The organism is Celeribacter sp. PS-C1, from assembly GCF_019429625.1.
Taxonomy (GTDB): Bacteria; Pseudomonadota; Alphaproteobacteria; order Rhodobacterales; family Rhodobacteraceae; genus Celeribacter.
In genome coordinates this window covers 26888-49455 of record NZ_JAHXRW010000015.1, presented here as the reverse complement: position 1 = coordinate 49455, position 22568 = coordinate 26888, and the positions used below count along the sequence as shown (strand labels likewise).

Annotated in this window: 26 protein-coding genes; 8 read left to right on the top strand and 18 right to left on the bottom strand. The window is 60.1% G+C overall.

Going from position 1 to position 22568, the window contains the following annotated elements; translation table 11 throughout:
• Positions 1-16: 16 nt before the first annotated feature.
• Both J5Y17_RS19345 and J5Y17_RS17150 read right to left on the bottom strand, forming a co-directional pair.
• A complete protein-coding gene (locus J5Y17_RS19345; protein WP_370628994.1) occupies positions 17-706 on the bottom strand; it encodes a hypothetical protein in 690 nt (229 codons plus the stop codon).
• Positions 703-2178: a ComEC/Rec2 family competence protein gene (locus J5Y17_RS17150; RefSeq protein ID WP_370628993.1), complete on the bottom strand. Its 1476-nt coding sequence runs from the start codon at positions 2176-2178 to the stop codon at positions 703-705. The genes J5Y17_RS19345 and J5Y17_RS17150 overlap by 4 nt, the downstream gene beginning before the upstream one ends.
• An 81-nt stretch (positions 2179-2259) precedes the next feature.
• Here J5Y17_RS17150 and gltX point away from each other — a divergent pair, with 81 nt between their 5' ends.
• Entirely contained in the window at positions 2260-3702 is a 1443-nt protein-coding gene (gene gltX / locus J5Y17_RS17145; RefSeq protein WP_219786963.1) for a glutamate--tRNA ligase, read from the top strand.
• Positions 3703-4028: 326 nt separating this feature from the next.
• On the top strand, positions 4029-5324 hold the full coding sequence (gene gltA / locus J5Y17_RS17140; protein ID WP_219786961.1) for a citrate synthase: 1296 nt from the start codon (positions 4029-4031) through the stop codon (positions 5322-5324).
• Positions 5325-5410: 86 nt separating this feature from the next.
• On the opposite strand, the gene J5Y17_RS17135 is transcribed toward gltA, so the two are convergent.
• On the bottom strand, positions 5411-5854 hold the full coding sequence (locus J5Y17_RS17135) for a hypothetical protein (RefSeq protein WP_219786960.1): 444 nt from the start codon (positions 5852-5854) through the stop codon (positions 5411-5413).
• A gap of 136 nt (positions 5855-5990) precedes the next feature.
• Between J5Y17_RS17135 and J5Y17_RS17130 the strand changes: the two genes are divergently transcribed.
• Positions 5991-6377: a MarR family winged helix-turn-helix transcriptional regulator gene (locus tag J5Y17_RS17130; protein ID WP_255572190.1), complete on the top strand. Its 387-nt coding sequence runs from the start codon at positions 5991-5993 to the stop codon at positions 6375-6377.
• Here the strand turns inward: J5Y17_RS17130 and J5Y17_RS17125 are convergent.
• The 13 genes from J5Y17_RS17125 to J5Y17_RS17065 form a co-directional block, all read right to left on the bottom strand.
• A complete protein-coding gene (locus J5Y17_RS17125; protein ID WP_219786956.1) occupies positions 6374-7150 on the bottom strand; it encodes an enoyl-CoA hydratase-related protein in 777 nt (258 codons plus the stop codon). The genes J5Y17_RS17130 and J5Y17_RS17125 overlap by 4 nt on opposite strands.
• 92 nt (positions 7151-7242) lie before the next feature.
• A complete protein-coding gene (locus J5Y17_RS17120) occupies positions 7243-7812 on the bottom strand; it encodes a DUF2087 domain-containing protein (protein WP_219786954.1) in 570 nt (189 codons plus the stop codon).
• Positions 7813-8041: 229 nt separating this feature from the next.
• Positions 8042-8491, bottom strand: coding sequence for a cytochrome c-type biogenesis protein (locus J5Y17_RS17115; RefSeq protein WP_219786951.1), 450 nt, complete (start codon positions 8489-8491; stop codon positions 8042-8044).
• Positions 8488-10458, bottom strand: a complete 1971-nt coding sequence (locus J5Y17_RS17110) for a heme lyase CcmF/NrfE family subunit (RefSeq protein WP_219786949.1) — start codon at positions 10456-10458, stop codon at positions 8488-8490. Before J5Y17_RS17110 ends, J5Y17_RS17115 begins: the two co-directional genes overlap by 4 nt.
• A gap of 176 nt (positions 10459-10634) precedes the next feature.
• Complete coding sequence (locus J5Y17_RS17105) at positions 10635-11057, bottom strand: hypothetical protein (RefSeq protein WP_219786948.1); 423 nt, start codon at positions 11055-11057, stop codon at positions 10635-10637.
• Positions 11054-11200: a hypothetical protein gene (locus J5Y17_RS17100; RefSeq protein ID WP_219786946.1), complete on the bottom strand. Its 147-nt coding sequence runs from the start codon at positions 11198-11200 to the stop codon at positions 11054-11056. The genes J5Y17_RS17105 and J5Y17_RS17100 overlap by 4 nt, the downstream gene beginning before the upstream one ends.
• A 4-nt stretch (positions 11201-11204) precedes the next feature.
• A complete protein-coding gene (locus J5Y17_RS17095) occupies positions 11205-11381 on the bottom strand; it encodes a hypothetical protein (protein WP_255572186.1) in 177 nt (58 codons plus the stop codon).
• Positions 11374-11970 carry a holin family protein gene (locus tag J5Y17_RS17090; protein ID WP_219786943.1) on the bottom strand — a complete coding sequence of 199 codons (597 nt, stop codon included), beginning with the start codon at positions 11968-11970 and terminating at the stop codon, positions 11374-11376. Before J5Y17_RS17090 ends, J5Y17_RS17095 begins: the two co-directional genes overlap by 8 nt.
• Positions 11961-12572 (bottom strand): holin-associated N-acetylmuramidase, encoded by a 612-nt coding sequence (locus tag J5Y17_RS17085; RefSeq protein ID WP_219786941.1) that lies wholly within the window; start codon positions 12570-12572, stop codon positions 11961-11963. The genes J5Y17_RS17090 and J5Y17_RS17085 overlap by 10 nt, the downstream gene beginning before the upstream one ends.
• A gap of 103 nt (positions 12573-12675) precedes the next feature.
• Positions 12676-13128, bottom strand: a complete 453-nt coding sequence (gene ccmE, locus J5Y17_RS17080) for a cytochrome c maturation protein CcmE (protein WP_219786939.1) — start codon at positions 13126-13128, stop codon at positions 12676-12678.
• Between the two features lie 36 nt (positions 13129-13164).
• A complete protein-coding gene (argC, locus tag J5Y17_RS17075; RefSeq protein WP_219786933.1) occupies positions 13165-14193 on the bottom strand; it encodes an N-acetyl-gamma-glutamyl-phosphate reductase in 1029 nt (342 codons plus the stop codon).
• Positions 14194-14306: 113 nt separating this feature from the next.
• Positions 14307-15119 carry a glutamate racemase gene (locus J5Y17_RS17070; RefSeq protein WP_219786931.1) on the bottom strand — a complete coding sequence of 271 codons (813 nt, stop codon included), beginning with the start codon at positions 15117-15119 and terminating at the stop codon, positions 14307-14309.
• Position 15120: 1 nt separating this feature from the next.
• Positions 15121-16089, bottom strand: coding sequence for a lysophospholipid acyltransferase family protein (locus J5Y17_RS17065; protein ID WP_219786929.1), 969 nt, complete (start codon positions 16087-16089; stop codon positions 15121-15123).
• A gap of 239 nt (positions 16090-16328) precedes the next feature.
• Here J5Y17_RS17065 and J5Y17_RS17060 point away from each other — a divergent pair, with 239 nt between their 5' ends.
• The 5 genes from J5Y17_RS17060 to grxD all read left to right on the top strand — a co-directional run bounded on the left by J5Y17_RS17060 (position 16329) and on the right by grxD (position 21112).
• Positions 16329-17237 carry a LysR family transcriptional regulator gene (locus J5Y17_RS17060; RefSeq protein ID WP_219786926.1) on the top strand — a complete coding sequence of 303 codons (909 nt, stop codon included), beginning with the start codon at positions 16329-16331 and terminating at the stop codon, positions 17235-17237.
• Between the two features lie 421 nt (positions 17238-17658).
• Positions 17659-19818 (top strand): phosphoribosylformylglycinamidine synthase subunit PurL, encoded by a 2160-nt coding sequence (gene purL / locus J5Y17_RS17055; protein WP_219786925.1) that lies wholly within the window; start codon positions 17659-17661, stop codon positions 19816-19818.
• Positions 19819-19887: 69 nt separating this feature from the next.
• On the top strand, positions 19888-20373 hold the full coding sequence (locus J5Y17_RS17050) for a hypothetical protein (protein ID WP_219786923.1): 486 nt from the start codon (positions 19888-19890) through the stop codon (positions 20371-20373).
• 65 nt (positions 20374-20438) lie between these two features.
• Positions 20439-20669 carry a BolA family protein gene (locus tag J5Y17_RS17045; RefSeq protein WP_219786921.1) on the top strand — a complete coding sequence of 77 codons (231 nt, stop codon included), beginning with the start codon at positions 20439-20441 and terminating at the stop codon, positions 20667-20669.
• A gap of 83 nt (positions 20670-20752) precedes the next feature.
• Positions 20753-21112, top strand: coding sequence for a Grx4 family monothiol glutaredoxin (grxD, locus tag J5Y17_RS17040; protein WP_219786919.1), 360 nt, complete (start codon positions 20753-20755; stop codon positions 21110-21112).
• Between the two features lie 84 nt (positions 21113-21196).
• Here the strand turns inward: grxD and J5Y17_RS17035 are convergent, their stop codons facing one another.
• Positions 21197-21610 carry a cell division protein ZapA gene (locus J5Y17_RS17035; protein ID WP_219786918.1) on the bottom strand — a complete coding sequence of 138 codons (414 nt, stop codon included), beginning with the start codon at positions 21608-21610 and terminating at the stop codon, positions 21197-21199.
• A 3-nt stretch (positions 21611-21613) separates the two neighbouring features.
• On the bottom strand, positions 21614-22189 hold the full coding sequence (locus tag J5Y17_RS17030; RefSeq protein WP_219786909.1) for a hypothetical protein: 576 nt from the start codon (positions 22187-22189) through the stop codon (positions 21614-21616).
• Positions 22190-22568 lie beyond the last annotated feature (379 nt).

The following is a 22568-nucleotide window of genomic DNA, read 5'->3' as shown; positions in this document are numbered from 1 at the left end:
GTGCGGCGCTTTGCTTTTAGCGCTTGGCAAATGCGAAACGCGTCGCTTGCGCGTCAGTCTGACCGAACCACAGCCCCATGGCAGCGGGCAAACGCTCTGCACGGGCCACTCGTGCCGTCACGCCCCTCTCTCCTCGCAAAGCGGGCGTATTCCAATAGCGCACACCGGAGACGGCATAAGCGGTGCGCAACCGCACCTCGCCGTCCATCTCACTCAATGCCAAAGCTCCGCTTTCTCGCAGAAACCCGAGATCAATCAAGAGACAGTCGTCAGGCCTCTCCTCTTCCCAAAGTTTGTTGAGGATCACCAGATCCGCAATCCCACAAGCCTCCCGCGCCACCTCTTGCCAACCACGCCCGGTGACTTGCACCACCCGAACCGGCCCAACATCCAAAGCGGGCATGGAACGTTGGGCGGCCATGGCCTGATCAGGAACATCGCCATCGTTTTCGAGCCAAACAGTGGCCGCAAAGCCCGCTCCTTTAGGCTTTGACAGCGCGCGGCCCTCAGATGCCATCCGGCCCACCAAACCGCCATCGTCAGAAATCAAAAGCGCAGGCCGCTCATGTGTCGCCCATAGTAAAAGCCCGGCGCAGACCGGCAGAACGCCAAGATTTTGCCAGCGCCCGCGCCAAAGAATGACGAACAAGGCACCCAGCGCGATCAAAGGCAAGGTCGCGGGCGGCGGCGAGACGATGCGGCTCACGGCGCCCTCCCAAGAGGACACAGTTTCGGCGACAAAGAGAATCCAGCGAAGCCCAGACCCATGACGAACAAAGCGAAGCCCTGGAGCCCGAAAGGCGTGAGCAGCACGGCCACAATGGCAGCAGGCATCACGAGCGCGCCCATGATCGGGACGGCGGCGACATTGGCGATCAAGCCGAAATCCGCGATCCGGTTGAAATGCGCGGCGGCGACTGGGGCAGTGGCGATGCCCGCAACGGCAGAGGACAGAATGACAGTTGCCACCGCTCTGAGCCAGTTCGGCCAACGCACCATGAGATTCATCCGCCGCACGAGGCTGAAGACCGCGACGAGGGCCGTGGTGGCGGCGAAAGACATCTGGAAGCCCGGTTCGGGAAGCACTTCGGGTTGCAAGACCAAAAGGATGAGGGCGGCGATGGCGACGGCCCGCAAGGAAATGGCCTGACGATCCAAAAGCACCGCCACGAGCATGACGGAGACCATGACAAAGGCGCGCTCTGTCGCCACATTAAAGCCGGACAGGGCGAGGTAGAAGGCCCCTGCCGCCAAGGCACCCCCGGCGGCGAGTTTCTTCAACGGCCATTTGAGCGCAGCACCGGGGATCATCGCCAACATGAGCCGCAGCGCAAAGAACACCGCGCCGGTCAGAAGCCCCATGTGCAGGCCTGAAATGGCCAAAAGATGCGAAAGGTTCGCGCCTCTCAGGTGCTCGGCGGTCTCTTGCGAAATGCCGGAGCGGTCACCCGTAAGGATCGCCGCAGCAAAGGCGCCGATCTCGCCGGGGAGTTGGTTTTGCAACGATGTCGAGAGCGTCTGGCGCAGGCGATGCACCCACAAGAGCGGCGAGGGATCGACCTCTGCGGCGCGCAAGACGGGCGTGCGGGTGTAGCCCACCGCGCCCAAACGATCGAACCAGGCCATGCGCTGGAAATCGAACCCACCGGGTTCCGTGGGACCGGGCGGCGGCGAGAGATGCGCGGTCATGGCAAGGCGGAGCCCGGGCTCGGGTGTCACAAAATCTTGCGAGCCATGAAGCGAGATGCGGACCCGCGCGGGAGTGCGAGAGGACGCAAAATCGCGCAGGGTGACTTGATCAAGGGTCAGGCGCAGGGCGTCGGAGGCGGAGCGGTCGATCTTGATCACCCGTCCCTCAACGGGGCCGTAGTAGCGGAATGTCAGAACGGGTTCGGCCACCAGTTGGGTGCGCAGACCCGCGGATAGAAAGCCCAAAGTGACGGCCAGCGCCGCGACCAAAAGAGGCGCCACGCGGGGCGGTGTTTTGATCAGGAGCAGCGCGGTCAGAAGACTCAGCACTGCCAATGTCAAGAGAAGCACGCGAGAGGGTTCAAGCGACTGGGCGAAGAACAGCCCCGCGCCCGTGCCAAAGCACACGGGCAGCCACAGGAACAAACGCCCGTGTTGTCCATCGACGATGTCGAGGGGGATCTGTACAAGTCTCGTGAGGGCGCGCACCCTTGTTTCCCCTTCCGCCTTCGCTTATGCCCGGTGACGAAAATCATCTGCCAACATGGTTACTAAAGGGTTAATTTCCCCATGTCCGAAGCCGCTTCCCAAACGCCCGTCGTCACCCGCATCGCCCCATCGCCCACCGGCGACATGCACATCGGCACCGCCCGCACGGCGCTGTTCTCATGGCTCTATGCCCGCGGTCGCGGTGGAAAGTTCCTGCTTCGGATCGAAGACACCGATCGCGCGCGCTCGACGCCCGAGGCGACGCAGGGGATTCTCGACGGCATGGCCTGGCTTGGGCTCGATTACGATGGCGAGGCGGTGAGCCAGTTCGAGCGCGCAGAGCGTCACGCCGAAGTGGCCCGCGAGATGTTGGCGAACGGCAAGGCCTACAAATGTTTTGCCACGCAAGAAGAGATTGAAGCCTTTCGCGAAGAGGCCCGCGCCAAGAAGGAAAGCACGCTCTATCGCTCGCCCTGGCGCGATGCGGACCCGTCGACCTACCCGGATGCGCCCTATGTGATCCGCGTCAAGGCGCCGCGCGAAGGTTCGACCGTGGTGGCGGATAAGGTGCAAGGCGACGTGACGTTTCAGAACGATCAGCTCGACGACATGATCCTGTTACGCTCGGATGGCACACCGACCTACATGCTGGCTGTTGTTGTCGATGACCATGATATGGGCGTAACCCATGTGATCCGGGGCGATGACCACCTGGCCAATGCCGCGCGCCAAATGACGATCTATGAGGCGATGGGCTGGCCGCTGCCGGTTTACGCGCATATTCCGCTGATTTTCGGCCCTGATGGTAAGAAAATGTCGAAACGTCACGGCGCGGTCGGCGTTAAGGAATATCAGGCCATGGGCTATCCGGCGTCTGGCATGCGCAACTATCTGGCGCGTCTGGGCTGGTCCCACGGCGATGACGAATTCTTCACCGACGCGCAGGCGATGGAGTGGTTCGATCTCGATGGAATCAACAAGGCCCCTGCCCGATTTGACACCAAGAAACTTGAGAATATCTGTGGCCAGCATATCGCAATTCTGGTGGACGATGAAATCTTGAGCGAAATCGATGGATACCTTGAGGCTTCGGGCTCCGACGCGCTGCTTCCAGAGCAAAAATCGCGTCTTTCAGAGTCCCTCTCCTTCCTGAAAGGATCGGCCAAAACCTACCCGCAACTCATTGAAAAAGCACAATTTGCATTGGTGTCCCGTCCGGTGGCCATGGATGAGAAAGCGCAAAAACAAGTGGTTTCTGTATCCAACGGTATACTGGAAGAATTGACGCCGCACCTGCAAAATGCTAGCTGGGAGCGCAACGCATTGGAGGAGGCGGTTGGCCGCGTGATGGAGACGCTGGAGCTTGGGTTCGGGAAAGTCGCCGGGCCTTTGAGATCCGCCCTCGCAGGTCGCGCTGTCACACCCAGTGTCCTCGACATGATGTTGGTCCTCGGCCGAGAGGAAACTCTCGCGCGGATCGAAGATTTCCGGGCTTTGATTTCGGAGCAAGCGACGCAAGATTAAGGGGTGAGGTCGTTTCTGACCTTGCCTGACTGTGCCAACCCAGTCTCAATAGCGCCCAGTGAGGGCGCATGCGACCGGGACGTTCCTAGAGGGCGGTTTAAGGCGCGGGGTTAGAAATTTGCGACCGGGGCGACTGCGCTTCGGTTCGGGCCAAGAAAGGTCCGGGGGCGCTCGTGCCTTCCGGACCATAGGCCAGACAAAGGACCCAGATGCGGGTCCAAAGCCCAAAGGATGTCCGGGATACGCCCGGGCGCCCGCCAGACCACCAGCGACTGCATCGCGCATTCACCGCGATGGAGGCACCGCTGACAACCGAAGGAACGACGATGGCAGACACTCAGAAAACCGCGACCCTTTCGCTTGACGGACAGACCTACGATCTTCCCGTTTACTCCCCCACCGCGGGCCCGGATGTTCTCGATATCCGTAAGCTTTATGGCCAGGCTGGCGTGTTCACTTATGACCCGGGCTTCACCTCCACGGCGTCTTGCGAAAGCGCGATCACCTATATTGATGGCGACGCAGGCATTCTTCTGCACCGCGGTTACACGATCGGCGATCTGGCCGAAAAATCGCATTTCCTCGAAGTCTGCTTCCTGCTGCTGTACGGGGAACTGCCGACGGCCGCCGAGATGGAGAAATTCGAGAGCCTCGTGACGCATCACACCATGGTGCACGAGCAGATGCTCAAATTCTTCACCGGTTTCCGTCGTGACGCCCACCCGATGGCGATCATGGTTGGTGTGGTTGGCGCCATGTCCGCCTTCTACCACGATTCCATCGACATCTCTGACGCGCATCAGCGCGAAGTAGCGACTATCCGTTTGATCGCGAAAATGCCGACGATCGCTGCGATGGCCTATAAATACACCATCGGTCAGCCGTTTGTGTATCCGCGCAACAACCTTGACTACGCGTCGAACTTCCTCAACATGTGTTTCTCCGTCCCGGCGGAAGACTATGAGGTCAACCCGATCCTGTCGCGCGCTATGGACCGTATCTTTACGCTCCACGCCGACCACGAGCAGAACGCCTCGACCTCGACCGTGCGTTTGGCGTCCTCTTCTGGTGCGAACCCGTTTGCCTGTATCGCCGCTGGTATCGCCTGTCTCTGGGGGCCGGCACACGGTGGTGCGAACCAAGCATGTCTCGAGATGCTGCGTGAAATCGGCTCCGTGGATCGTATCCCGGAATTCATCGCCCGCGCGAAAGACAAGAACGATCCGTTCCGTCTGATGGGCTTCGGTCACCGCGTCTACAAAAACTTCGACCCGCGCGCGACCGTGATGAAACAGTCCGCCGACGAGGTGCTTGAGCTTCTGGGCGTGGAAAACAACCCGACGCTGCAGGTCGCCAAAGAGCTTGAGAAAGCCGCTCTGGCCGATCCGTATTTCGCGGAGAAGAAACTCTTCCCGAACGTCGACTTCTATTCCGGTATCATCCTGGAGGCCATGGGCTTCCCGACTGCGATGTTCACCCCGATCTTCGCGCTGTCGCGCACCGTCGGCTGGATTTCCCAGTGGAAAGAGCAGATCGAGGATCCGGCAATGAAAATCGGCCGTCCGCGTCAGCTCTACACCGGCGCGACCGAACGTCCCTATGTAAATGTCGAAGACCGCTAAGACGCTCTCGGCATTTTGAAACTGCGAAACCCGCCTCTTTTGAGGCGGGTTTTTCTTTGCGTGCTTTCGACAGCGAAGGACACGAGTTACGCCGCAACCATGCGGCGGCGCGAGAGGCGCAGACCTTCGCGCATGTTGAGGCCCAGAAGCGTCAAATTGGTGGCACCGGCCAAAAGCTCGACGGTCTGGATGGCCCAATAGAGCTGACCGCCCTGCCCCTGCATCGCGAGCGGCAGGAGGATCAGCGCGGAGGGCACGAGGAAGACGATGCCGTTGAAGGCGATGATCTTCATCCGCTTTTGTTTAGCGCCAACCAGAGCCCCGCGCATGGTTTGACGGAGGCGGGAACCCGAGACACCGGTGAGGATCAGCACCGGAATAAGCGCCAAGAGGCCCCAGGCGATGCCGAGTTTCGCCATGGCAATCAGGTATTTATCGCCGATCACAATGGTGGTGACGGTGGCGGTCCAGAAGGTCGCGATGATTAGAAGAGCTGCCGCTCCGAACGCGGCGTGAATTTTGGGCAGCATGGTGAGTCTCCACTTAGATAGCTTGCTATATATATTTGCATAGCAAGCTATATTATGAAAAACAAGTCGCATGACAGACCCAAACTTCTCAGCGAAATTTTCCCGGGCCCAGTCCGAAGGCTATCAGGTAAACCACATGGCCCGACTCTTTATCCGCGCCATTCAGGAGCGAATCAAACCTCTAGGCCTCTCCACGGGGACCTTTCCGGTGATGCTGGCGCTATGGGAGAAAGAAGGACAGACGCAGCGCGAGCTGGTTCAGGAACTGGGTGTCGAGCAGGCGACGATGGCCAATACACTGTCCCGGATGGAGCGCGACGGCTTGGTGATCCGGCGCTCACATGAGGCTGATGCGCGGGTGCAGACCGTCTGGCTGACGGAGCGCGCGTGGGGGCTGAGAGAACCCGCGATTGAGGCCGCAACAGAGGTCAATAATCTGGCGACCCGAGGCATGAGCGAACAGCAGCGCACGGAGTTCACCACGCTGATGTCACAGGTGATCGCGAACCTCTCAGAGGTTTAGCGACCCTCGTAGTGCGGCTTGCGTTTCTCGAGGAAAGCCATGACGCCCTCTTTGAAATCACGGGTCTGACCGCAGCGATTCTGCAGCTTGGCCTCAAGCGCCAGCTGATCCTTGAGCGTGTTGTCATAGGAGGCGTGCATGGCGTCTTTGAGATGGCGATAGGAGACCGTCGGACCTTTGGCGAGATACCCCGCCCGCGCGCGCCAATGGGCCTCGAAATCGGCATCCTCGACGGCCTCATAGATCATGCCCCACTGCGCGGCCTGCGCGGCGGTGATTTCATCGGCGAAGAGCGAGGCGCCCATGGCGCGGGCCAGCCCGACGAGACGCGGCAACATATAGGTGCCGCCCGCGTCAGGGATGAGACCGATGCGGGAGAAGGCCTGAAGGAAGACGGCGGATTGTGCGGCGATCACCACATCGCAAGACAGCGCCAAAGAGGCCCCCGCCCCCGCGGCCGTGCCATTGACGGCGGCAATCGTCGGCACCGGGCTGTCGTGGATTGCATGCACCATGGGTTCGTATTCATCGCGGAGAGTGCGTTCGAGATCGGCGGTGGCGGCATCAACGCCATCGCCGAGATCCTGCCCCGAACAAAAAGCGCGGCCTTCGCCGGTCAACACGATCACGCGGGCAGATTTCGAGGCATCGCGCACCGCATGGGTGATTTCGGCGCGCATCTGCGTGTTGAGCGCATTCATCACCTCCGGACGGTTGAGCGTCACAACGGCGACGTCATGGGCTTGCTCAAAGCGGATGGTCTCATACTGCATGCGTCTCTCTCCCTCTACGGTGTCCTCAAGATAGTGAGACCCACGCGGAAAGGAAGAGAGACGCCCCGTCACTTGACTGTTTGCAGTGACGTTTACAGGCCCAAAACTGCAGAGGCGCGCTCTGGCACATCCGGGTTCACGTCGCGACGACGTTTGACGGCGCGGATCACGGCTTTGGCGGTCTCGTCCGGCTCAGCCTCGAGGCGGCGATAGATCGACCCATCAAGATTGCGCTCCAACAACCCGTCCTCGATCAGAGAGCGCCGGATTTGGGCGGGGTCTCGAAATGCCGTCATACTGTCGAAGAGCGTCGAGATTTCACGCTCAGTGAACTCTTTGCGCGCGGGCACCTGCGCCCAAAGCGCCCAGAGGCAATGTTGCCGCACTTTGCGCTTCGTCGACCATGAAGTCATAAGCCCCGCCTCATCGAACCGTGCCATGGCCCGCGTGACAGCGCGGCCTTCGGCGGGCGTCACAGGATCGGCGCCGGTCTGGGTGGCTTTGAGGTGCTGAAAATTGCGATAACCGCCTGCCCGCGCAATGGCATTCAGCAGGCTTTGATGGCCGGGGGCCTCGGAATTGGCATCGCCAAATTCAGATTTCAATGCGCGCGCAAAGGCGGACACATCGGGAAGGGTGAGGGAAATACACTCACGAGTCATCGGTTTTCTCCGTTGATCGCGTCTCTTGTCTTGCGGGGAGCTGCCCTTGCCACGCGGGGTGTGACGCGCGGAAATACCAGATGGTGAGATGTCAAAGCAGGTTCAGCATGGCCTATGAATAGGCTGGCAGCGACTCGGTGAACTGTGGACCGTGGGGACAGATATAGAAAACCCGCCGTGGTCTGTCCAGCGGCGGGGTTTCGTGAGTATTTGAGCTGCAATGAAGACCTTAGTCGTTCATCAGCCGCGCGAGGCGGGCCTCTTCGTCCTCGGTCAGATCGGCGACCTCGGGTTCCTTCCCACGGCGTTGGATGAAGGTGAGGCCGATGATCAGCGCAAGGATCAGCATGACAGGCCCGGCGATCCACAGGAGTTTGTTGGCGCCCGTGAGCGTCGGTTTCAACAAGACGAATTCGCCGTAGCGATCTACCACATAGTCTACCACTTCGTCGTTCGTGTCCCCCGCCACAAGACGTTCGCGCACCAGAAGGCGCAGGTCTTTGGCAAGCTCTGCGTTGGATTCGTCGATATTTTCATTGCGACAGACGAGGCAGCGCAAGCCTTGCGAAATGTCACGCGCGCGCGTTTCAAGCGCGGCGTCCGGGAGGACTTCGTCGGGTTGCACCGCAAACGTTGGCGTAGCGGTTAGAAGGGCAAGGACGAGGAGCAGGTATTTCATTCTGCGGGCACTCCCTTGGGCGCGGTTTCGGCTTTGCGCGCGCCCGCAGCAACGCGGTAGCGGCGGTCAGAGAGCGACAGGAAACCGCCAATGGCCATAATGATCGTGCCGCCCCAAATCCAGTTCGCCAACGGCTTGATATAGGTGCGCACGGCCCATCCGCCGTTGGATTGCACATCGCCGATCACAAGGTAGACGTCGCGCAGGAACCCGTTGTCGATCCCTGCCTCGGTGGTCGGCATTTGCGCCACCGGATAGGAGCGTTTTTCAGGATGCAGCGTGGCGATTTTCCGGACGCCTTGGAACACCGCCAAAGAGGCCATTGTGGTGATGTAGTTCGGGCCTTGGGCGCGTTCGACATCTTCGAGCGCGATGGTGTAGCCCGCCACGTCAAAGGTCTCGCCGACCTGCACAACGCGGATGTCTTCGACCGTCCAAGCGGTGAGGCCCGCGATGCCCGCCATAGTGATGCCAAGGCCGCCATGGGCCAGAAGGCGGCCCCAGTCGGCGCGCGGCAGACGGGTAAGACGGCCAAGGTTCATGGTCTTGCCGGTACGCAGGAGAATGTCCTGGATTGCCCCCGCCACGAGCCATGTGCCAAGCGCGAGGCCAATGGGACCCAGCAGAGATTTCTCGGTCTGCATCGACCAGACGAGCCCCATGACCGCGACGGCTAGGATAATCGACGGGGTGAGTTTCTTGACGGTCACGCCGAGACGCGCGCGCTTCCACGGCAGGATCGCCCCGATCGGCAAGAGCACTGCCAGCACCACGAAGAAGGGCGTGAAGGCGGCATCGAAAAACGGTGGGCCGACGGAGAGTTTGCGGTCCCAAAAGGCTTCGGCCACCAGCGGCCAGATGGTGCCGATGAAGACCACAAGCGACGACACGGCCAGAAGGATGTTGTTGATCACCAAGGCGCTTTCACGCGAGACGACGGAAAAGACGCCCTTGGCCTGCATGACGCCCGCGCGGAAAGAGAACAGCGTGAGTGCGCCGCCCATGAAGATCGCGAGGATCAAAAGGATGAAAATGCCACGTTCCGGATCGTTGGCGAAAGCGTGGACGGAAGTGATCACGCCCGAGCGCACGAGGAAGGTGCCAATGAGCGAAAACCCGAAGGCCATGATGGCCAGTAGGATGGTCCAGCTTTTGAGCGTCTCACGTTTCTCGACCACGATGGCGGAATGCAAAAGCGCGGCGGCGAAGAGCCAAGGCATGAAGGAAGCGTTTTCGACCGGATCCCAGAACCAGAAGCCGCCCCAACCCAGCTCGTAATAGGCCCACCAGGAACCAAGCCCGATGCCGATAGTCAGGAACACCCATGCCGCCAAAGTCCAGGGCCGCACCCATCGTCCCCAAGCGGCGTCGACACGCCCCTCAAGCAGGGCGGCGACAGCGAAGGAGAAGGTCATCGAGAGGCCGACGTAGCCAAGGTAAAGGAACGGCGGGTGGAAGGCGAGACCGGGGTCTTGCAACAGAGGGTTGAGGTCTTGCCCATCCATCGGCGGCATGGCCAGGCGCAAAAACGGGTTTGACGTGAAGAGGATAAAGGCCAGAAACGCGACGCCGATGGAGCCTTGAATGCCGATCACACGAGCGCGGAGCGTGGCGGGAATATTCTGGCCGAAAAGCGCCGCAGCCCCACCAAACAACGCGAGGATCAACACCCACAATAGCATCGAGCCCTCATGATTGCCCCAAACGCCGGAGACCTTGTAGAGCATCGGTTTGAGCGTATGAGAGTTGTCGACCACGACTTTGAGCGAAAAATCCGAGGTCACGAAAGCATAGGTCAGCGCGCCAAAGGAAAAGGCGATCAGCACGAGTTGGATCATCGCCGCAGGTTCGCCCACAGCCATCAGCGCCCGGTTGCGGGCTTGCGCGCCCCAAAGCGGCAAAACGGTTTGGGCGATGGCCACGATAAAGGCCATGACCAGAGCGAAATGTCCGAGTTCTACAAGCATAGGCGCCTCCCTGTTGGGCTTAGTTCTAGCCGGTTGGAGAGGCTGCGCCAATGGGCTGCGCGCGGATGTCGCAAGGAAATGAACGAAGGTCGTAGGGCCGGAGCATAAGGCAGGACGTAAAGGAAAAGGGGCCAGTGCGGCCCCCTTCCCCGTCTCTTCCCACCACCCCGCGCGCTTTACAGCACCAACAGGACCCCAAAAGAGACAAGCAACGCGCCCATAACCGGCCATAGGAAACTCAGCCCCGAGAGGCCGAAGCTGCCCTGAATCACCGAAAAGTGAAGCACCGCTCCCGCGATCAACAAGGACAGAAACACGAAAATCATCGCCGCCTCCATGCCCCAAACGGGGCTCTGCGCGATCTGCATGGCCCACCACCAGCCGATCGTCAGACCCGATCCCGCCCAGGACAAAGACATGCCCAAGGCCAAAGGTGTCGCCCGCACCTGCCACAGCCAGAGGAATGTGGCCGAGATCATCAAGGCCATGAGCGAGATCGCCCCATAGGCCAGCAACAGCGCTTGCTCTGGCCCGAGGGCCGCCACCGCCATCCCGGCCGCCGCCAAGACGAGACCGTAAAGTGTCATCACCTGTTTCATTGTTCCAACATCTCCTTGACGACAGCGTCCAAAGCGGCCGCCGCCTCCCGGTTCCGTTTCAAAGCCTTGCTCAGCGCCTCGCCGAGCCAAAGCTCCCGTAATTTCTGCCAAATCCACCTCATGAGAAGCGCCATCTCCGTCATCTCCTCATCCTCGTGGCAGCCGTTCGCGGATCATTGTGGTCATTTCCACGAGGATCTGCGTGTTCTTGTCGAGCACCGCGCGGGTCGCCTGATCCTTTTGCAGATCGCGGTAGAGCAGAAAGAACACCATCAAGACCCAGGGCCCATGCTCAGACAGGGCGCGCACCAGCACATCACTCATCACGGCCCTCTCTCCATGCCAAAAGCGCGGGGTTTGGCGCCTCTGCGCCCGGCACCTCGCTGGGCTCCACCGGCGCTGCATCCCAGGTTGTCGCCCCCGGCACACCGGCGCCACTGGCCCCGACCTCCAGCGCCTTGAGCGCGGCGATATTGGCCGTCACCTTCGGCGCCTGCGCCACGGTCGCTGCGACAGAGCGTTGAAATTCCTGCGACTTCACCTGATAGCGCGCCCCGAAATAGAACGACACGATGGTGCCCAACAGCCACCACAAAGGCTCCGGGACAAGCGCGACGCCCTGCATCCGAGACGCGAACCAGATCGGATCGACCATGGCCGAAATGCAAAGACCTATGGTGCCAAAAGCCATCAGCGGACGCGGTACGCGATTGAGCGCATCCATGAAGCGGTCGAAATAGCCTTTGCGCTCCATCGCGAATTCGGAGGCGAATTGCTGCAAAGCCGCCGCGCGTGTCTTGGCCTCCCGGTCGGCGGAATTCTCCGAGTTCTCGAAAAACACCTCCGCCGTGTCCCGGATCACATTGCGCCCGTCGCCAAAGAGCAGTTCGAACACTTTGCCGATCAACCCCATGTCGCCACCCGGGCGGCATGCTCGGCCTCCGTCAGGTGATAGCGCGGGGAAATGAACTCTTCGGCGCGGGTGATCCAGCCGCCCTTGCCGCCATCCCGCCGCCGGGCATATTTGCGCGAACTCGGACGGCGATCCGCCAGTGCGTAATAGTAGTTGCGCCGCGCAATGCCGTAAGCATCCGCCAGATAGGCCGGAGCCAGCGATTGCGCGATAAAGGACGCCTCAATCGTCTGCGGCCCGATGCTGCCGTCGATGGCGATGCGTTGCCCCATCTCGTTCAAAAGCCGCTGCAAAATCCGCACCGCATTGGCGCCCGCGTTGACATACATGTCGAACACGGAAGCCTGCAGCACCGGCGGCAACTCGTCGATACGGGGTCTGTGAAAGTAATGCTCAATGAAGATGTCGCGCGCTTTGGCCCGGGTCAGCCGTTTGACGTCGACCTCGCTCACGCGGCCATTGCCGTCCAGATCAATCCCAAGACGCTGCATCGTCCCCAGCGTGACCCCATATTTCGTGGCCCCACCCGGATCATCCGGATCGTTGACGTAGCCGCCCTCGCGGGCGACGATCTCCATCGCGATTTGCTGTACTGTTTTCATCTGCCTCAATCCCACCAAATTGATGAGTTGAAGCTGACGCAAAAAGGTTAACGCGCGTGGAAATCACCGCGCGCGTCCCGATTTACGTTTTATTCAGAGAACCTTAGCTCTCCGGTTCTTTATAAACACCGGTTTCCTTAAGGCTGTCCATCACCTCTTTCGGCATATAGGTCTCGTCGTGTTTCGCCAGAATTTCGGTCGCCACAAATGTGCCGCCGACCATCGATCCGGTTCCGATCATGCCTTGGTTTTCGCCAAACAAATCCGGCAGAACGCCTTCGAAAGTGACCGGGATGGTTTCCGCGCCGTCGGTCACAGAGAAGGTCACATAGGTGCCTTCGCCGCGCACCAGAGTGCCGTCCGCGACCAGACCGCCAAGACGGAAAATCTCACCCTCGCGCGGCGGTTCGGCAACGACTTTCGACGGGTCACGGTAAAGGTTGATGCCATCACGAAACGCGTAGCCAATGAGGGAGACGGAGACCAACAGCGCCACGGCGGCGATGGCGAACACCTGAACGCGGCGTTTCTTTTTAAGGTTTTTTAAACCGGCCATGGGGTCTCCTCCTCAGGTCCCTGAATTACGGATAGGTTACGGATACATAGGCACGTTCATGAGACCCGTGGTCTCGTCGAGCCCCAGCATCAGGTTGGCGTTCTGGATCGCCTGACCGGACGAGCCTTTGGTCAGATTATCAAGAGCCGCGATCACAATCGTGCGGCCCGGAATGCGGTCTTCCACCACGCCGATGTGACAGAAATTCGAGCCGCGCACCTGCTTCATCGCGGGCACTTGGCCATAGGGCAGCACTTGGATGAAGGGCTCGTTCATATAGGCGTCGGCCAGCGCGTAATGCACGGCTGAGGCCTCACCCTGCACATAGGCGGTGGCGAGGATACCGCGAGTTGCGGGCACGAGATGCGGCGTAAACTGGATGCGGACGTCACGGCCCGCAACTTTAGAGAATTCCTGATCGAATTCCCCCAAATGCCGGTGCTTGCCGCCCACGGAATAGCCAAAGGCGTTGTCTTCCAGCTCGCCGTACAAGAGATGTTCTTTCAACGACCGTCCGGCGCCCGACACGGCCACCTTGAGATCGAGAATGATCTGGTCGAGGTCAATCACGCCCGCAGCAATCAGGGGCCGCAAGACGAATTGCCCCGTTGCTGCGTTACAACCCGTACCAGCGACCAGACGCGCGGCTTTGATGTCTTCGCGGTAGAATTCAGTCAGGCCATAGACAGCCTCTTTCTGAATCTCGACCGCCGAATGCGGCTTGCCGTACCATTTTTCATATTCCGCCGGATCGCGCAGACGGAAGTCGGCGGACAGGTCCACCACTTTCGTCGTCGATGGCAAATCCTTAATCACCGCTTGCGAGGTCGCATGCGGCAATGCGCAAAACGCCAGATCGATGCTCGCGAAATCAATGTCCTCAATCTTGCAGAGCGCCGGCAGGTCCATGTGGCGCAGGTGCGGATAGACCTCGCTCATTTCCATGCCCGCCTTGCGGTCACCCGAAAGCGCCACGATCTCCATCATAGGATGGGTCGCGATCAGGCGGACAAGTTCGGCGCCCGTATAGCCGGAGGCTCCAAGAATGGCGATTTTATAGGTCATGTCGGTCGTCTTTCATATCGGCCCCGCTGCACCATCCGCATCGAAGGCCCTCAATTTAGAAGAATTCTGATTTTATCGCAATTGCGACGGGTGGGCGCAGGGCAATGGGCCGATCACGCTTTGATGAACTCGACTTTTCGTCGCAAAAACTGCGTCGCCCCGCGTGACACTTTGACCGGATCGCCCGTGGTCAGAAACATCGACTCGGTGCCCGGCCCTACCATCTGCGGATGACGTTTCAGGTAGTCGTCGAGAGAAGAGGCCACCAGATTGGCTTGGCTGAACACTTTCACGTCCGAGCCGAGCGCATCCTGAAACACCTCTTCCATCATCGGATAGTGGGTGCAGCCCAGAATGGCCGCGTCCGGCGTCGGCATCTTGCGTTTGAGTGCGTCAACATGCGAGCGCACTAGAGCGTCAGCGAGGATCATATCGCCGTCTTCAATCGCGTCGACCACACCGCCACAGGCCTGCGCCTCGACATCGACACCGATGGCGCGGAACGCCAGCTCGCGTTGAAACGCCCGGGACGCCACGGTCGCAGGCGTCGCAAACAGCGCCACATGTTTCACATCGACTTCGCGTGGCGGCGAGTTGTCGCCCCATTGCCGTTCCGTCAGCGCCTCGATCAACGGCACAAAAACTCCCAAGACGCGTTTCTCGCGCGGGATCCAGCTTTCCTGCATCCGCCGCAACGCCGCCGCAGAGGCAGTGTTACAGGCGAGAATAACGAGATCGCAGCCCGCCTCCCAAAGCCGCTCCACCGCCGTCGTGGTCAGGTCGTAAATATCATCCGCCGTCCGCACCCCGTAAGGCGCATGCGCATTGTCACCGAAATAGACGAGCGGCACGTCGGGCAGACGTTTCGACACCGCGTCATAGACCGTCAACCCGCCCAAACCACTGTCAAAAATACCGACTGCCATCTCAATACCGATCCTTCAGGCCCTGTCGGACCTTTGCGCCATGTTTCGCTTCGAATTCAAAGCCCAGCCCGGCCTTCACCAAAGGCTTTGACGATAGTGAATAGGTCTCGGCGCGCAGAAAATCCATCAACTTTTTCGCATCCCCCCGGAATTCGGCCAGACGCTCCGGCCCGATGGGATCGCCAATGGCCACCCGCACCGGCGTGCCGAGGTTGCGGCGGAATTCCCGGATCAACAACCCCATCCGCAAAGTCGCATGCACATGGCTCGCCAGTTGAAACAGGCGCGAATTGGCCCCGTCGAAATAGATCGGCACTACCGTGGCGCCGGATTTCGCCACCATTTTCGCGGTGAACGCCCGCCAACCGGGGTCGAGAGGTTGTCCCAAAGGCTTGGCGGAGGTCGATACTGTGCCCCCCGGAAAAATGCCGATACAACCGCCGTCTGCCAGATAGCGCAGCGCCTCCTTGCGGGTCTCTAGGTTGAGCGCCACCGCCTCTTTGGTCTCCTCGAAAGAAATCGGCAGGATCACCCGGTCGATGTCCTCCGCCTTCTTGAACACGCGATGCGCCAGAATGCGAAAATCCCCACGTGCCAGCGACAGGATATGCCCCAGCATCAGCCCATCGAGGATGCCATAGGGATGGTTGGCCACCACGATCAGCGGGCCTTCTGCTGGAATATCGGCAAGACTGCCCCGGATCACCTCTAGGCTTAGCCCATAACGCTCGGCCATCACCGCCCAGAAATCACGCCCTGCGGCCACCTCCGCGTCATAGCCTTTGGCGCGGCGGATCACGCCCAGACGCCCGGTGGCGTTCTCCATCAAACGGATCAGAACGCGCCCTGACCGTGTCGCGGCCGAACTCGCATAGGAGATGTCGCGCGCGGCCCGTCCGGCGTCAAAAGCACCGGAACGGAGCCCTAATTTTCCCGGCAAGCGGGCTACGCCATGATCTTTGAGATACATCTCCCGATCCTCCCCGATCGTCACGAAAACGATATGAAAAATCCGCATCAAGGCCAAGCCAAAGCCAAACGGAAACATCGCCTGAAAAATTTGCAAATGCTCAACTTTCCTACGGTAATTTGTGTTGGCGCAAAGCATTTCACTTGCGGTCTGAGCAAAAAAAACGAAAGAAGCGGCCAAAACGCGCCGTCAGCCCCTATATTGTGTAAAGTGACGGTAGATCGAAGCAGGTGACGGGTATGGACTGGGACAAACTGAGAATTTTCCACGCGGTTGCAGATGCTGGATCGCTGACTCATGCCGGGGATACCCTGCATTTGAGCCAATCCGCCGTGTCGCGCCAGATCCGCGCGCTGGAAGAATCGCTCTCCACCACCCTGTTCCACCGCCATGCCCGCGGGTTGATTCTCACCGAACAGGGCGAATTGCTCTTTGAGGCCACCCGCTCTATGGCGAAACGTCTCGACGCCGCCGCCGCGCGCATTCGCGACAGCGAAGAAGAGGTTTATGGCGAGCTGCGCGTCACCTCGGCGACCGGCTTTGGCACGCTCTGGCTCGCGCCACGCCTGTCCAAGCTCTATGACAAATACCCTGACCTCAAGATCGACCTGATGCTCGAAGAGCGCGTGCTCGACCTGCCGATGCGTGAGGCGGACGTTGCCATTCGGATGAAAGAGCCGTCGCAGGCCGATCTCATTCGCAAGCGCCTGATGAACATTCGCATGCGCCTGTTCGCCACTCAGGAATATCTCGATAAGCACGGCACCCCCGCGAGTGTCGACGATCTCTCGACCCATCGTCTGATCTGTCAGAACCCGAATGCACATCAGGTCGCCGCCGGGGCGCGTCTGGTTGAAGAGCTCAACGAACATGACATTCGATCCAAGTTGTTCGTGAACAACTACTTCGGCGTGCTTCAGGCTGTGTTGAACCATCTCGGCATCGGTGTTCTGCCCGATTACCTTGTCGAAAGCGCGCCGCATCTGGTGCGGGTGCTGCCCAATCTGGAGAGTGGCGAAGTGCCCGTGTTCCTCGCCTACCCCGAAGAACTGCGGCATTCGAAACGGATCGAAGTGTTCCGCGATTTCATCACCGAAGAAATCAACGCCCACCGTCGCAACATGCGCGACGAGGACGAGAACGCCTAAACCCAAGGACCAATGTCCACCGTCTCTTGACCGCGAGTTGGGGTATGCCCTTCTGGCTATGCGATTTCTGCATGACAGCATTGCACTGCAATCGCAGAAAATCCCTTGAACGATTCATAAACTGCCCCTAAATGCAGCACTGAGGCCGCCAATTGAGGAAACTCGCGGCGGTTTTACCTCCCTGTTGGACTTAGGCCGAGCTTTGCTCGGCCTTTTTTTTCGTCTGCGCTATAAATCCGCTCCCCAATTTCGGTCGCAACGCGCGAAACGCCCCCAATGCGGTTTTCAGAGCCTCCCTCTTTTCCTTCAGCTTCGCCCCCGGCCCCTGATTTCAAGGCCTTTCAGCGCCATTCCCTCTTTCCCCAAAGCCACAAACAGCCTAAGAGGACGCCAAAGCGAAGCTGCCGTTTAGGGGACCCACATGACCGAGCCCGCCATCACCGAAGAGATCATCGCCGCCCATGGCCTCAAACCCGACGAATACGCCGAGATCCTGCGTATTCTGAACCGGGAGCCGACCTTCACGGAGCTTGGCATCTTTTCCGCGATGTGGAACGAGCACTGTTCTTATAAGTCCTCCAAGAAACACCTGCGCGGCCTGCCGACCTCTGGCCCGCAAGTCATCTGTGGCCCGGGCGAAAACGCAGGCATCGTCGACATCGGCGATGGGCAATGCGTGGTCTTCAAAATGGAAAGCCACAACCACCCCTCCTACATCGAGCCCTATCAAGGTGCTGCCACCGGCGTGGGCGGCATTCTGCGCGACGTCTTCACAATGGGTGCACGCCCCATTGCGGCGATGAACTCACTGTCCTTCGGCGTCAAAGATCACAAGAAAACCAAACAGCTCGTCCATGGCGTCGTCGAAGGCGTCGGCGGCTACGGCAACTGTTTCGGCGTGCCAACCGTGGGCGGCGAAGTTCGGTTCCATGAGGCCTATAACGGCAACTGCCTTGTGAACGCCTTTGCGGCGGGTCTGGCCGAAACCGACAAAATCTTCTACTCGGCGGCCTCTGGCGTCGGCATGCCCGTCGTCTACCTCGGCGCAAAAACCGGCCGCGATGGCGTCGGTGGCGCGACCATGGCGTCTGCAGAATTCGACGACACCATCGAGGACAAACGCCCCACCGTTCAGGTTGGTGACCCGTTCACCGAGAAATGCCTGATGGAAGCCACCCTTGAGTTGATGGCCACCGGCGCCGTGATCTCGATCCAGGACATGGGCGCCGCTGGCCTGACATGTTCCGCCGTCGAAATGGGCGACAAGGGCAAACTCGGCATTCGCCTTGATCTCGAAAACGTGCCGCAGCGCGAAGAGAACATGACCGCCTATGAGATGATGCTCTCCGAGTCTCAGGAACGGATGCTCATGGTTCTGAAGCCCGAGAAAGAGGCCGAGGCCCGCGCCGTTTTCGAGAAGTGGGATCTGGATTTCGCCATCGTCGGCGAAACCATCTCCGAGGACCGCTTCCTCATCATGCACAACGGCACCTGTATGGCCGATCTCCCACTCTCGACGCTGGCCTCCTCCGCGCCGGAATACGACCGTCCGTGGGTGCCGACACCTGTCGCAGAGCAAGTCGCCGACGTGCCCCAGATCGACGGCATCGACGGCCTCAAAGGCCTGATCTCTTCGCCGAACTACGCCTCCAAAGCCTGGGTCTACGAGCAATACGACACCCAAGTCATGGCCGACACGGTGCGCAAACCGGGCCTCGGCGCGGGGGTGATCCGCGTGCATGACACCGGCAAAATGCTGGCCTTCACCTCCGACGTGACCCCGCGCTACGTCAAGGCGAACCCCATTGAGGGCGGCAAACAAGCCGTCGCCGAAGCCTACCGCAACCTTTCCGCTGTCGGCGCGAAACCTCTCGCGACCACCGACAACCTGAACTTCGGAAATCCCGAAAAGCCTGAAATCATGGGCCAATTCGTCGGCGCTCTGGACGGCATCGGCCAAGCGGTTGCCTTCCTCGACATGCCGATCGTGTCGGGCAACGTCTCGCTCTACAACGAGACCGACGGCGAAGGCATCCTGCCGACCCCGACCATCGGTGCCGTGGGCCTCATCGCCTCTGAGGACGATCTGATCTCCGGTCTGGCGCAGGACGGCGACGTCGCTGTGCTGATCGGCGAAACCGAAGGTCTTCTGGGTCAATCCGCCCTGCTCTACGAGGTGTTCAACCGCCAAGATGGCGATGCCCCGCATGTGGATTTGGCCGCCGAAAAACGCAACGGCGAGTTCATCCGCGCCAACGGTGCGCTGTTCAACGCCGTGACCGATCTTTCTGATGGCGGCCTGGCTCTTGCTGCCTTTGAAATGGCCGAAGAGGCTGGCGTCGGCGTCCATCTCGACAGCGGCGACACAGCAACGCTCTTTGGCGAAGATCAGGCCCGCTACCTCGTCGCCTGCTCCTTCGACCAAGCCGAAGCTCTCATGGCCGCCGCGGCCCAAGCCGGTGTGCCGCTGGCCACCGTCGGCAAATTCGCCGGTGACACGGTCAGCTTCGGCAGCTCTAGCGCGCCGCTCTCCGAGCTTTCCGCCCTCTATCGCGGCACTTTCGGCGAGATTTTCGGCTAAACTTCTTCTTGGAAAAAATACTCAAAAAGGCCCGCTGCTCTGGCGGGCCTTTTACGTTAAGAAGGCTTTATGATCGACCTGCCCGACCTCACCTCCGATTGTTCCCAATGCGCAGCGCTCTGCTGCGTTGGGCTGACGCTCGACAAGGGCGATCTGTTTTCCTTCGACAAACCGGCGGGCACGCCCTGCCCCAATCTTGATGGGCATCTCTGTTCGTGCCACGATCAGCTCGACGAGATCGGCAATCATGGCTGTGTGCTTTATGACTGCGCAGGCGCCGGGCAACGCGTCACGCAAATGCGGTTCAACGGCGAAAGCTGGCGCCATGATCCGACACTTTTGCCCGCCATGATCCGGGATTTCGAGCGGCTCAAACCCCTTCACGAGCGCATGAAACAGTTGATCGAGGCCGAAAGCCTCGCGCTGAATGACACCTTGGAGGCCGAGCGCCAGCGCCTCTTGCGCAAATGCGCGCGTCTTTGGGACGACACGCCCACGCTTGCATCAGACTACGAGCAGTTCCTGAGCGCGCTTGCACAGCACAGCCGCGCCTGAACGCTTGCAGGCCCGCGCGGCAACCCTTACATTTCATTCCGACGACCAACCAAGGAGCGCCCTACATGGCCATCACCGCCACCGATATCGAACACCTGATCCGCGAAGGCTTTCCAGACGCCCAGATCATCGTTCAGGGAGATGACGGTCAGCATTTCGCCGCCGAAGTGATCGACGCTTCGTTCAAAGGCATGAACCGGGTGCAGCAACAACGCGCCGTGAATGCGACGCTGAAGGAAAAGCTCGACAGCGGCGAATTGCACGCGTTGGCTTTGACCACCCGCGCCCCCGACTAAACGCACCGCTTACTGGCCGTTCGCGCCGGAGCCTTAATTCTCATGTCGGCGCAGAATGCACTGACGACCAAAGGAAAACGCATATGTCCGCTCAGGAAACCATCCAGAAAACCGTCGACGACAATGATGTCGTGCTCTTCATGAAAGGCACCTCGCAGATGCCGCAATGCGGGTTCTCGTCGAAAGTGGCGGGCATCCTGAACTTCATGGGCGTCGAATATCTCGACGTGAACGTGCTGGCAGATCAGGAGATCCGCCAGGGCATCAAAGACTTCTCCGACTGGCCGACCATCCCGCAGCTTTACGTTAAAGGTGAATTCATCGGCGGTTGTGACATCGTGATCGAAATGACGCTCTCTGGCGAGCTGGACCAGATGTTGGCGGACAAAGGTGTTGCTTTCGACACCGAAAAAGCCGACCAGATTCGCGCAGCGAACGCCTGATTTCGGCCCAACATTTCTGTCCGACGGCCTCAAATACAAAAGGCGCACTTCGGTGCGCCTTTCTGCTGTCTTATGCTTGGGCCCTTAGGCCTCGAAACTATCCGTCACACCCAGACGCTCTTCGAAGGCCGCCGCCATCGCCTCGGTCCGTGCCGCCATTTCGGCCAGTGTGTCCATAACCTCGTTGGGCACCACAGGCACCTCGACCTTTTGCGGCTCCGGCTCGGGACGCGCGCGCATTTCCTCGATCAAGGCTTCCTGCGCACCAAGCTTGGCTTCAAGGCTGCGCATCTGCTCTTCCATACCCGCGGTCTTATCCGCAAGCATCAAGCCTGCCATCAAAAGCATCCGCTCAGCCGGCAGGCGCCCAATCTGACTCGAAAGCACAGAGGCCTCATTGTCCAAAAGTTCGGCTGCGGATTTCAGGAAATGCTCTTCGCCAGCCTGACAGGCCACATCGAATTCACGGCCACCGATGGAGATTTTCACTTCGGGCATCGCTTAATACTCCTCGCGCGGGCGTTGGTCTGCCCCCGGCACAGCGGGCGCTTCGGTCCCGTGGCGCGACACAACAGCGCGCAGTTCGGTCAGGATTGCATCCAGCTCGGTGACATCGGATGCACGCGCAACGCGCAGCGCCTCAACTTCCGCATGAAGCCCCGCGTCAATCAGACCGGCATCCCCGACACCTTCGGCATTGGCCGCCCGCAGCGCCGCGTTGTTGTCGCGCAGCTGGGTGTTCACATGGCGCAGCTTTTGCATCTCGCGGTCATGATCCATCAGCTGTCGGCGAAGCGTCTCGACCTCGTCCTCAAGGGCGGCAACATGGCTTTCCTGACGATCGTGAATCGCCTTCACCCGTTCTTCAAGCTGGCTGTTGGCCGATTTCTCTTCCTCCAGGGCATCGTGCAGACGGGCGATCTCGGCCTCGGCCGCCTCGCTGGCGATTCCGCCAACGGGGGCTTCACTGGCCGCTTCTGTGGCCGCCTCGGCGCGCTCTTCGGCCACTGCCACCGCGCGCCCGATCCGCTCCAGCGCCGCCGTGATCCGGGCTTCGAAATCGGAAATCTCGCTCATTGCCGTCTACTCACACTCTGCTCAGTCTTTGTCTCAACGCCCCGCCTGCGTTTTCATGCCGCCCCGTCTTTGGAAAAGGAAACTCGAAACTTCCTTTATCCTCAAGGGCGAAGCGCACAAGGCTCATCCGCGGGAACATCTCTTTTCTCTTGATTCGTGAGCCTAGCCTAAAGGGCAGGATTTACCAATATGCGAAGGCAAAACCGGCGAAATCCGCCCGCCCGGCCCGTTTCTCAGCGCCCTCATTGAGCCACAGGGGCCGATCATGCCGCCTCGCGGCTTGCACTTTGGCCCAACATCGTTATCAGAAGGCCCGAAAGGCCAGACATCGCGGGGATCAACCGTGATTTTGGCCTCATATGGGAGCTAAAGGAGATCC

Coding starts and splice junctions, on each gene's coding strand:
- gltX (WP_219786963.1), top strand. CDS start 2,260: ATGTCCGAAGCCGCTTCCCAAACGCCCGTCGTCACCCGCATCGCCCCA.
- gltA (WP_219786961.1), top strand. CDS start 4,029: ATGGCAGACACTCAGAAAACCGCGACCCTTTCGCTTGACGGACAGACC.
- J5Y17_RS17135 (WP_219786960.1), bottom strand. CDS start 5,854: ATGCTGCCCAAAATTCACGCCGCGTTCGGAGCGGCAGCTCTTCTAATC.
- J5Y17_RS17130 (WP_255572190.1), top strand. CDS start 5,991: ATGGCCCGACTCTTTATCCGCGCCATTCAGGAGCGAATCAAACCTCTA.
- J5Y17_RS17125 (WP_219786956.1), bottom strand. CDS start 7,150: ATGCAGTATGAGACCATCCGCTTTGAGCAAGCCCATGACGTCGCCGTT.
- J5Y17_RS17120 (WP_219786954.1), bottom strand. CDS start 7,812: ATGACTCGTGAGTGTATTTCCCTCACCCTTCCCGATGTGTCCGCCTTT.
- J5Y17_RS17115 (WP_219786951.1), bottom strand. CDS start 8,491: ATGAAATACCTGCTCCTCGTCCTTGCCCTTCTAACCGCTACGCCAACG.
- J5Y17_RS17110 (WP_219786949.1), bottom strand. CDS start 10,458: ATGCTTGTAGAACTCGGACATTTCGCTCTGGTCATGGCCTTTATCGTG.
- J5Y17_RS17105 (WP_219786948.1), bottom strand. CDS start 11,057: ATGAAACAGGTGATGACACTTTACGGTCTCGTCTTGGCGGCGGCCGGG.
- J5Y17_RS17100 (WP_219786946.1), bottom strand. CDS start 11,200: ATGACGGAGATGGCGCTTCTCATGAGGTGGATTTGGCAGAAATTACGG.
- J5Y17_RS17095 (WP_255572186.1), bottom strand. CDS start 11,381: ATGAGTGATGTGCTGGTGCGCGCCCTGTCTGAGCATGGGCCCTGGGTC.
- J5Y17_RS17090 (WP_219786943.1), bottom strand. CDS start 11,970: ATGGGGTTGATCGGCAAAGTGTTCGAACTGCTCTTTGGCGACGGGCGC.
- J5Y17_RS17085 (WP_219786941.1), bottom strand. CDS start 12,572: ATGAAAACAGTACAGCAAATCGCGATGGAGATCGTCGCCCGCGAGGGC.
- ccmE (WP_219786939.1), bottom strand. CDS start 13,128: ATGGCCGGTTTAAAAAACCTTAAAAAGAAACGCCGCGTTCAGGTGTTC.
- argC (WP_219786933.1), bottom strand. CDS start 14,193: ATGACCTATAAAATCGCCATTCTTGGAGCCTCCGGCTATACGGGCGCC.
- J5Y17_RS17070 (WP_219786931.1), bottom strand. CDS start 15,119: ATGGCAGTCGGTATTTTTGACAGTGGTTTGGGCGGGTTGACGGTCTAT.
- J5Y17_RS17065 (WP_219786929.1), bottom strand. CDS start 16,089: ATGTATCTCAAAGATCATGGCGTAGCCCGCTTGCCGGGAAAATTAGGG.
- J5Y17_RS17060 (WP_219786926.1), top strand. CDS start 16,329: ATGGACTGGGACAAACTGAGAATTTTCCACGCGGTTGCAGATGCTGGA.
- purL (WP_219786925.1), top strand. CDS start 17,659: ATGACCGAGCCCGCCATCACCGAAGAGATCATCGCCGCCCATGGCCTC.
- J5Y17_RS17050 (WP_219786923.1), top strand. CDS start 19,888: ATGATCGACCTGCCCGACCTCACCTCCGATTGTTCCCAATGCGCAGCG.
- J5Y17_RS17045 (WP_219786921.1), top strand. CDS start 20,439: ATGGCCATCACCGCCACCGATATCGAACACCTGATCCGCGAAGGCTTT.
- grxD (WP_219786919.1), top strand. CDS start 20,753: ATGTCCGCTCAGGAAACCATCCAGAAAACCGTCGACGACAATGATGTC.
- J5Y17_RS17035 (WP_219786918.1), bottom strand. CDS start 21,610: ATGCCCGAAGTGAAAATCTCCATCGGTGGCCGTGAATTCGATGTGGCC.
- J5Y17_RS17030 (WP_219786909.1), bottom strand. CDS start 22,189: ATGAGCGAGATTTCCGATTTCGAAGCCCGGATCACGGCGGCGCTGGAG.